A 9,962-nucleotide genomic window follows, 5' to 3' on the forward strand; every position below is an offset into this window, starting at 1 on the left:
TCAGGACTTTAAGTTCCATTCCTAAAATGGCTTGTGTCGCCAGTTCGGCAGAATGTTTTGGTTGAGAGCGAATATTTGCTACTGAATTATTTACCACGGCATAGTTAAATGTACCGACGGTAGAATCAGGCAACAGGTGGCTTTGGTTTTCAACGTTCCAGCCTTTACTTTCTAATTGACCCAGCAGGATTTTTAAGGCAGTTTTCTGATTGGTTTCTCCCCGAAGGACCAAAAGGTCTTCTTTCATGTTGAATTCCATATCAAATAGCGCAACCCGTTTGTCGGGAGCATAGATTGTTTTGATACTGTCATGTATTGACTGAACTTGATTCAAGTCATATTTTTTAGCCGGTTCGCAGGAAACAAGTACGACAAATACTATGAGAATAAGACCAATTTTGTTCAATGTATGCATAGAAATTATATTTAGTGGACTAATCTACAAAATAAGGGTTGAATGCAGAAAGTATATCAATTCGGGGCTTTTACGTACAACGGAGTTTGATCCACTCGTTTAAATCATAAAAATTTTGTGGAGCCACTCCATGTCCAACCGGATATTCATGAAATTCATGAGCTATATTTAATTTATTGAGAAATGCAGGTGTATGTCTTGCCCAATCAACCGGAATGACCTGATCCACCGAACCGTGTGATACAAAGAAGTCAAGATGCTTAAAGCGATCTTTCTCCAAGGGGGTATTCAGCAGTTCCTGGTTAACATAGCCGCTTAAAGCAACTACATGTTGTATTCTATCCGGATGGTTTAAAGCATAGGCAGTTCCTAAAATCGTACCCTGACTAAAACCTAGTAAGAAAACCTTTTGATCATTGAGCTGATAGGCCGCAAAAACTTCATCTAGGAACGTGTCAATGAGTTTTAAGGCATTTTTAGCTTCAGGAACATCTGAAAACTTGTCACTGGTGGTCGCGTCAAAATGAATCGTGTACCAGGCGTAACTACCAAATCCTAAAGATAAAGGCGCTCTGGCACTAATAATTAAAAGCTCATCAGGCAATTCCTGTGCAAAAGAAAAAAGATCTTGCTCGTTGCTTCCGTAGCCATGGAGCATCAGTAATAGCGGAGGATTCGTTTGAGGCGTTTTTGGTTGTCGAACAAGATGTTCTAATGAAAATGTACTCATGTAAAATTAATCTGGATGATGATTGTTAGGTTTTTAGTTCTGGCATGAACTAGGCAATGTTTCTAAACCATTCCTGAAACTGTTCTCCTAAGAGAGGTATTGGTTTCTCCTGGCCTTGTATCGCAGAGATCAGACCCAAGATCCATAAAACAAATACGCCAATACCCAATGCCGTATCAAACCAATCAAAATGAGTAAATCGTTGAATAAAATTCACTACAACACCCAATAAAAAAATACCGAGCGCTTGTCTTATGTGAAATGAAGCAAAATAATTATGTTTATTCTGATTCATAATAAAAGCTATCAAGGTGCCAATGATGGTGATATAACTGATGATAGCAATCGTTTTTCCTTCTTTTACGGATAAATTATTCATAATGATGTGTGTTAAATAGCAAATAAACAAGGAAAAGGCGTTAATTCAAAATCAGCTTTTTGTTGGCATAAATACCATATGCCTTTCCTTTTAATTCTTTCCCTACAAATGCTGAGTTTTTAGATTTTGACAGAATATCATCCGTATGGAAAGTGTATGCAATATCTGGATTAAAAAGTGTCAAATCAGCCTTTTCATTTTTATCTATGGTTGAAACCGGAATTTCGAATCGCTGGCATGGCTTTTCAGTAATACAGTGAATTAAATCCTCAAGATTGAGCTCACTGACAGCACTTCCGAACAAGGTTTCCAATCCAATAGTTCCATAAGCCCCATTGGCAAATTCTACATTTTTATTTTCTATATCGATGGGGTTGTGATCACTGACGATCATGTCGATGGTTCCATCCTTGATTCCTTTTACCAAGGCTTTCCGGTCCTTTTGACTTCTCAATGGTGGTGTCACCTTAAAATTTGTATCAAATGACTGGATTTCTTCATCGGTAAGGAAAAGGTGATGGGCGGCCACACTGCAACTTACATCAAGACCTTTTTTCTTGGCATCTTTAATGAGTTGCACTGCTTTGGCAGTACTTATAGTTGGGATGTGTAATTTTCCTCCCGCATATTCCAACAAGGCTAAATCTCTCGATACCTGCAGTTCCTCCGAAAGGTTAGGAATTGAATTCAATCCTAATCGGGTTGTATTTTCACTCTCATTGACCAGACCATGTGTTCCAATTCCTGAATCCTGAGGGAAACTCAAAACGACAGCATTAAAATTCTGGGCATAAAGAAGGGCTATTTTTAACAGATTGGCATTGTCTATAGACTTGTTGTAGTCACCAAAAGCGATGGCTCCTGAATTCTTCATATCAAATAACTCAGCCATCTCAACGCCTGCAGCACCTTGTGTCAAATTCGCTATTGGGTACAAATTAACGGGTGATGAAGCACTTTTTTGAATTAAAAATTCTACCGCCGATTTGTTATCAATACAAGGTTTGGTATTCGGGTTTAAGCCAATCTTGGTAAAACCTGAACGGGCTGCGACCTCAAGACCATGATCAATGTTCTCTCTTTCTTCAAAGCCCGGTTCCCCCAGAGAAACACTTGTGTCAAACCAGCCATTGGAAACATGCAGGTTTTTTAACCGAATCTCTTTAAAGGTTGAAGGTAAGTCTATGCTTTTTGCAATGTCAGTGATGATACCGTTTTTAATCAAAATATCCATTTTTTTATTGTGATACTTTGAATTGCTATCGATGATCTTTGCAGATCTGAGAAGTATGTTCATTTATTCCTTGTTTTTGATGCCAATCATCTAAAATATTTAATTCTTCAAAAATTTCTGAAGTAGAATTTCCAAGACTAAAAAAACCAAAGCAAAAATAATAAATAATTGCCACAAATTTTTATTATTAGTTCTTTCATTTAGCTCCTTTGTGGCTTTGTCAATAGAATCGTATAGATGTATATTGTCAAATTCCGCAGCAATCGAAGCAAGGGATTGAAATTCCAACTGACTTTCGTCTCTATTATAGTTATAAGCAACTTTGGCCTGTATCTGATCTTGATATTGAAAGTCGTATATGCCTGAAGAACTGGGGAATTCAGAGGTTATGACTTCTATTTTGTTATTTTTTTTGGTTTGTAAAGGGATAAATTCATCCTCACCATGGATTATTTTAAGAGGCTCATCACCAGAAGTTTCTTTTGTTTGGATCATAACATGATTCACTTGTCCCACTATTTGATAGATGCCTTCACTGTTTTGATTCTCTTTAGAAAAATTATAAAAAAGAGGCACGATTAAAGGTGAATTTGAAAAATTATTATCAGCTGTTGATAGTGGGGCACTTATAAAATATACCTTTCCTTTTTTAAATAGAGTTTCAGAGGCAAAATGACTCAGGTCATCGTATTGAAGCAAAGGACTGCTGTTCGTCGGAAGGGTGAGATACCCGTATGAGATCGTAGGATATTGAAAATTAAAAATTTTTTTTTCGAAGACCTTGCTGAAAAATGGATGGTCATAATTGATGTTGTTGATTTTTTTAGTACCATCGAAGCTATCGATAATTGGGCCCGCGCTGAAGGAAGTTAAAAGCAGGTTGTAGTTTTCGATTGAAAGGTTATTTGCAGGAATGATCACCAATGAACCTCCCTTGCTTACAAAGGAGTTTAAGCTTTGAATTAAGGGTCTTGTTATATTTTCAATTTCATTCAGAATTATTAAACTTTGACCGGAAATCTTGCTTTGATCCAAATTATCCGGGCCAACTTCTATAAGCTCAAAACTGTCTTCAGGATAGATTCTATTTAGAAAGTCACTTGAAAGCCCGATGGCCATCACTTTTGTTTTAGGTTTCTTTGGGATACTAAAAAAGAGGTCGTTATCAAAACTAAGGGATTGATCAGAAATACTGATTTTACCGTAATTATGTGAATTGACCGGTATTTTGAATTCAACATTTTTATGGCCGTTTGCCTCTATGTCGATCGTTGTTTTTCCATACAGTTCTTCATTTAAATGCAGGGAAACGCTTAGATCATTAAGGGAGAGTTTGTGACTTCTAATATCCGCCTGTAGTGTGATAAATTCAGCATCTTGGGTGGCAACCCAGATACTGTCAATTGAAAGATTCTTTTGATTTGCTAAGGAAGGTCTAATGAGATTGTATTCCTGTTTGTTGTCAATTAGACTTGTGTCAATAATCTTGTTAATAACCTGAAAATCAGAAATTAAATTAATTTCATATAAGGTATTTGTAGAGGTGTTAACTTGATTTTGAATCTCCAGTAATACCTGATTGATACTTTTAGAAACAGGGTGGAAGTCCAGTTTAAGAACTGCATTGTCAAAGCTTTTAGGGTCTAGTTCTGTGTTGATTTCCTTATTCGTAACAAGGGTTTTTGATTCAAAATTATGGGGATTGTCCAGTAAAAAAGTTTTGTTGACTTGCAGTTGATCGAGGCCTGAATTCGATTTTGCCTGCATACTGAATGAATTATCAAAATAATAAATTCCTTCTTTTTTCTGTAGGTTTTTATTTCTGTTGATAAACGGTTGGGCAAAGGCAAAAATCAAAGCAGCAAAGGCAAGAAGCCTTGACAATAATATCAATAGCCTCTTTAATTTCGAACTTTTTCGGGTTTCAAGTTCAATTTCCTTTAGAAACTTTACATTGGTAAATGCTTCTTTTTTAAATCTTTGAAGATGAAATAAATGGATGAGTAGCGGAATCAGAAGAAGAAAAAGAAAAAATAAAACCTCTGGATATTTAAATTGCATTATTCCGAATTACTTTGGTCAAAAGTAAAATTAATTTCCCGAGTTTAAAAATTTAACTTACATGAGATGATACTCATGTATTCATTTTAGGTCATTTATTGTTCAAAGTTCAGTTTTTACACCATCGCTATCGATTTTAAATCTTTTGTATTTGTTCTTTTTTCTCTCTAAAAGCAACAACTCAGTAGCAGCTTCTTTTAGATCTGTTGTCAGTAATTTACCATCATAACGCTGGGTAATGGTTTCTAATGGAGTATGGGCAACTACATGAATTTTAGATTTATGCTTATCAAGCATGGCATCCAACTGCGGCCCCAACGTATCATATTTTACATATCCTCGATACCAATAGGGACCATTTTCATAGTAAAAAAAATCTCTCATTTTAAACCATTGTTGCGCTTCATATTTAGTCGTATCCGGTGCATCCTGCATTAAATCGAGATAAATAGGGTCTTTCATATAGTCAAAGGCTTGCTTGTTAAAGGATTCCAAGGTAAATGGTCCCAGGTCCAAGACGCCTCCATGCGCAAAGACGATCTGATCAATTTTTAATATAGAAACCTTGGTTCGAAGCCATGCCCCCAGATAGGAATCTATGGGGTGAAATAATTTGTCATAGCTCAGGCCATGTGCAATGGCAATATTCCGTTCTTTTCTGCTGAGATATCGAAGATCTTTGGTCATGGTCATGATTTCATGGTTGCCAAGCACCAAATGCACTTTTCCTCCTTTTTCGGCAGCTTTTTCTTCCAGAGAATAGATAAACCAAAGCACTTTTGTGACATCATTCCCGCGGTCAAAGATATCGCCCAGAAATACGATGTGAGCACTACCTGCCATCCAATTCAAATCCTGGTCAATGACCTTTGAATTTTTTAATAGAGCAATCATTTCATCATATCTGCCATGAACATCACCGACCACATAGATGGAATCAGTCTTTTTATAATCAGTCGATTCAAGTTTAAAATTCTTTCGAATATGAACTTTATGCATTCCTTCGTTTACACCTCCAAATTTAAAAGTAAATGGCCCTTTAATAGCTTGATCCAGATCTATCTGATGTGTTCTTGATGCAGCAGTTTCCCCCGAAACTATGAGTTTGTTGTTTTTGTCCAATACTTCATAACGACCAACATCCTCAACAGGTGTAATCCAGCGAAAATTAAAAGCCGTTGTTTTTTGAGCATATAAAGCATAGGTGCCTTCATAATGAAGTCCACTTTGAGTATGGCTTCGGGTTTTATTCGTGTGATAGCTAAAGCCCGTTACTAACAGGACAGTCAGCGTTAGGGTAAAGCAATAAATGGCATATGTTGTCTTCTTTTTATTCATAGTCATAGGCGTGTTTATGATCTATTCGGCAGGCCTTATTGATCTTTTTATCTACATATTTTGGATTCTCCATATTTTTATAAAACTGGTCCATATACTTGATCATGTTTCTTCTGGTCTTTTCCGTTAAGAATAGAGATTGATTAATGACATCGTATAATTCTTCTTTCTGCTCTTTGTAAAATGAGACGGTTTCTTCGTATCCATTACGTTTGCAAAAACCCCGAAATACCCGTGTTTTGACATCAGAAACACTCGATTCCGCAGGAGGAACCGCATAAGGCGTATCTACCATTCCGGCATAATCAAAATCATAGGGGACGGCCATGGGCAATTGTCCCTGGTCCCCAATAATAAGCTTCATATTATGTCGCTTTGCAATTGACCAGTCTAGATTACCAATCATATATTGAAACATGACCAGTTTATCAAGGTTGTCCTTATTGAGAACTTCTTGATTCCTGATAGAATCCTTGTACTCTGTCATATCATTCCTTTTTGCCACATGTTCTGTAGATTCAATCAAAAAACCGTCATAGGTGTTGTTTTTGGAAGGATTGTTTTTGTCAATATAGGTTATGCTGCAAAGCCGCACCTTAAAACTATAAGGACTGATAACTTCATACATTTTATAAACTACATATTCTTTCTGAACATATTCCTGATAGATGTTGTCACTTTTACAATGGGCTACTAACTTTACCTTGTCCTGGCCCTTAAAAATAGAATTCTTTGTGTCTTTTTTATTAAAGTTCAATTGTAGGGGTGGAAACGAACAAACCTGTTTTAATGCCCTGGTTTTTCCTCTGACCTGAATTTTAACCTGATGAGGATGCTTTTGTCCATCTTCTGAGGTGTACACCAACTGACACTCATATTCGTTTCTAACTTTTGTATCGTTAATGACATCTTTTATGGGAAGCGTAACGGTGAGTTCTAATAAAGAATCAGATGTGAAAAGTTTTTTTACTTTTTGACCTTGCAGGAAAGAACTGGTAAAAAGTAAGCATAATAACACTAAAATGCGCGGATAGCATATCTTTAATGAAAATGGTGACTGCAGGGAATAAGAAGGCATTTTGGTTGGCTTATACCTGTAAATATAGACAAAAAAAATGAGGGCTACTTGTTAAAAGAAGCCCTCATACCCATAAAATCAGCTAATTATAGCTTTTTTGCTTGTTTCACTTTTTGCTTTAATAAAGCAATATTGATGACTTCATTCATATCGGTCACATAATGAAATTGTAATCCTTTTAGATATTTCTGATTGATTTCTTCAACATCTTTTCTATTATCGGCACAAAGAATAATCTCTTTAATATTCGCTCTTTTAGCGGCTAGAATTTTCTCTTTGATACCTCCTACGGGAAGCACCTTTCCTCTCAGGGTGATCTCACCGGTCATCGCTAATTTAGCCTTGACTTTTCTTTGTGTAAGTGTTGACACCAAAGAAGTAAGCATAGTGATTCCGGCACTTGGACCATCCTTTGGAGTAGCACCTTCAGGCACATGAATATGAATATTATTATTGACAATAGTTTCATATTTGATACCAAACTCTTCGAGGTTTGCCTTAATATATTCAAGAGCAATGGTTGAAGATTCTTTCATTACTTTACCAAGGTTACCTGTAATGGTGAGGTTACCCTTTCCTTTTGAAAGAATAGATTCTATAAATAAAATATCTCCTCCAACGCTTGTCCAGGCAAGTCCGGTAACAACTCCTGGAATTTCATTGTTTTCGTATTTATCTCTTTCTAAATGTGATGGACCAAGAATGGTTTCTATATCCAGGTCTGTGATCTTCTGGTTATAGGTTTCTTCCATGGCAATGGATTTGGCCGCATACCTTACCACCTGAGCAATTTTCTTTTCCAATCCTCTGACGCCGGATTCCCGGGTATATCCCGTGGCAATTTTTTCCAATTGCCTTTTGCCAATTTTAAGATGAGTGCTGTTTAACCCATGCTCCTTTAATAATTTTGGTAGCAAGTGTCTTTTACCAATCTCGACTTTCTCCTCTACAGTATAACCACTTACATTGATGATTTCCATTCTGTCTCTCAAAGCCCATGGAATTGTCGATAAACTGTTGGCCGTAGCAATAAACATCACCTTGGAAAGGTCATAACCAACTTCAAGGTAATTGTCATAAAATTCTGTATTCTGCTCTGGATCAAGTACTTCAAGCATGGCTGATGAAGGATCTCCGCTATGGCTTGAACTCAATTTGTCAATTTCGTCCAGAACAAAAACGGGATTGGATGTTTCAGCTTTTTTGATGCTTTGAATAATCCGACCCGGCAAAGCGCCGATATAGGTTTTTCTATGCCCCCTGATTTCAGCTTCATCTCTAAGACCTCCTAGAGACATTCTAACATATTTTCGCCCTAAGGACTCGGCAATAGATTTTCCGAGGGATGTTTTACCCACACCAGGAGGTCCATACAGACATATGATAGGAGACTTCATATCTCCTTTAAGTTTTAGAACTGCTAAATGCTCAATGATACGTTTTTTTACCTTTTCCAGACCATAATGATCGCGATCAAGTATTTTCTCAGCTCTTTTCAAGTCAAACAGATCCGTTGAATACTCTTCCCAGGGCAACTCCAATAGGAGGTCCAGGTAATTTCTTTGAACCGAATATTCCGCCACCTGAGGATTCATTCTTTGAAGCCTGCCGATTTCTTTATCAAAGGTTTCAGCAATTTCTTTGCTCCATTTTTTCTTTTTTGCCAGCTCGCGCATCTCTTCGATCTCTTCATCATGAGAAACCCCACCCAATTCTTCCTGAATGGTTTTCATTTGCTGGTGCAAATAATACTCACGCTGTTGCTGGTCCATGTCCTCTCTTACCTTTGATTGAATATCGTTGTTGAGTTCCAGACGTTGCAACTCCTTATTCATTTTTTTCAAAGTGGCCAGCGCTCTGCTTTTAAGGCTGCCTATTGTGAGCAATTCTTGTTTTTCTTCTGTCGTAAGATTAAGATTAGAAGAAACAAAATTGACAAGAAAGGAGTTGCTCTGAATATTTTTAATGGCAAAAGAAGCTTCTGATGGCAAATTGGGACTTTCCTTGATGATTTTCAGAGACAGATCTTTTATCGAATCGATGATGGCAGCAAATTCAGTATCAATTTTATCAGGAATGGTTTCAACCATTTCCTTGGTTTTAGCCTTTAAATAAGGCTCCTCTTGTACCAGATTTTCAATTTCAAACCGTTTCTTTCCCTGTAAAACAACCATGGTATTTCCATCTGGCATTTTTAGAATCTTTAAAATTCTTGCTACAGTTCCTATTTTATAGATATCATCGATGCCCGGGTTTTCTGTGGCTTCATTCTTTTGAGCCACCACTCCAATGGTTTTGTCACCTTTATTCGCTTCCTTGATCAACTTGATGGATTGATCACGGCCAGCTGTAATTGGAATTACCACTCCAGGAAATAAAACTGTATTTCGCAAAGGGAGTATTGGTAAGGTTTCCGGTACGTCTTCTTTTCTAATTTCCTCTTCATCTTCCGGTGTCATCAGAGGAATCAATTCCGCTTCCTCGTCCAAAATATTTTGAAGTGACAAATTGTCAATATTTATTATTTTTGATTTACTCATATCTTATTTAAGTCATTTTGACATTAAATATATCCTTTCAGAATTTGAAAGCATATATGCCTGTTCTTTAATTCTCTTATTCAAAGCAAGTTAACTTCATTCAAGTCATTCCTGCCACTAATAGTATTCAATTCCTGTGCCAAGTAGTAATATCTGGTCGGAAAATTAATTGTGATAAATAGGAGAA

Annotated in this window: 7 protein-coding genes and 1 pseudogene; all 8 read right to left on the minus strand. The window is 36.8% G+C overall.

Going from position 1 to position 9,962, the window contains the following annotated elements; translation table 11 throughout:
- Positions 1-415: pseudogene (locus ACR2MV_RS02970) on the minus strand (glycoside hydrolase); the annotation flags it as partial.
- Between the two features lie 70 nt (positions 416-485).
- Positions 486-1,145: an alpha/beta hydrolase gene (locus ACR2MV_RS02975; RefSeq protein ID WP_434020410.1), complete on the minus strand. Its 660-nt coding sequence runs from the start codon at positions 1,143-1,145 to the stop codon at positions 486-488.
- Between the two features lie 49 nt (positions 1,146-1,194).
- Positions 1,195-1,524 carry a hypothetical protein gene (locus tag ACR2MV_RS02980; RefSeq protein WP_434020411.1) on the minus strand — a complete coding sequence of 110 codons (330 nt, stop codon included), beginning with the start codon at positions 1,522-1,524 and terminating at the stop codon, positions 1,195-1,197.
- Between the two features lie 40 nt (positions 1,525-1,564).
- Complete coding sequence (locus ACR2MV_RS02985; RefSeq protein WP_434020412.1) at positions 1,565-2,821, minus strand: dihydroorotase; 1,257 nt, start codon at positions 2,819-2,821, stop codon at positions 1,565-1,567.
- A 36-nt stretch (positions 2,822-2,857) separates the two neighbouring features.
- Positions 2,858-4,819, minus strand: coding sequence for a BatA domain-containing protein (locus tag ACR2MV_RS02990; RefSeq protein WP_434020413.1), 1,962 nt, complete (start codon positions 4,817-4,819; stop codon positions 2,858-2,860).
- A gap of 102 nt (positions 4,820-4,921) precedes the next feature.
- Complete coding sequence (locus tag ACR2MV_RS02995) at positions 4,922-6,157, minus strand: metallophosphoesterase (RefSeq protein WP_434020414.1); 1,236 nt, start codon at positions 6,155-6,157, stop codon at positions 4,922-4,924.
- Positions 6,150-7,235, minus strand: coding sequence for a hypothetical protein (locus ACR2MV_RS03000; protein WP_434020415.1), 1,086 nt, complete (start codon positions 7,233-7,235; stop codon positions 6,150-6,152). Before ACR2MV_RS03000 ends, ACR2MV_RS02995 begins: the two co-directional genes overlap by 8 nt.
- Before the next feature lie 86 nt (positions 7,236-7,321).
- Positions 7,322-9,775, minus strand: a complete 2,454-nt coding sequence (lon, locus tag ACR2MV_RS03005) for an endopeptidase La (protein ID WP_434020416.1) — start codon at positions 9,773-9,775, stop codon at positions 7,322-7,324.
- Positions 9,776-9,962 lie beyond the last annotated feature (187 nt).

Source organism: Lutimonas sp., from assembly GCF_051011215.1.
Classification (GTDB): domain Bacteria; phylum Bacteroidota; class Bacteroidia; order Flavobacteriales; family Flavobacteriaceae; genus Lutimonas.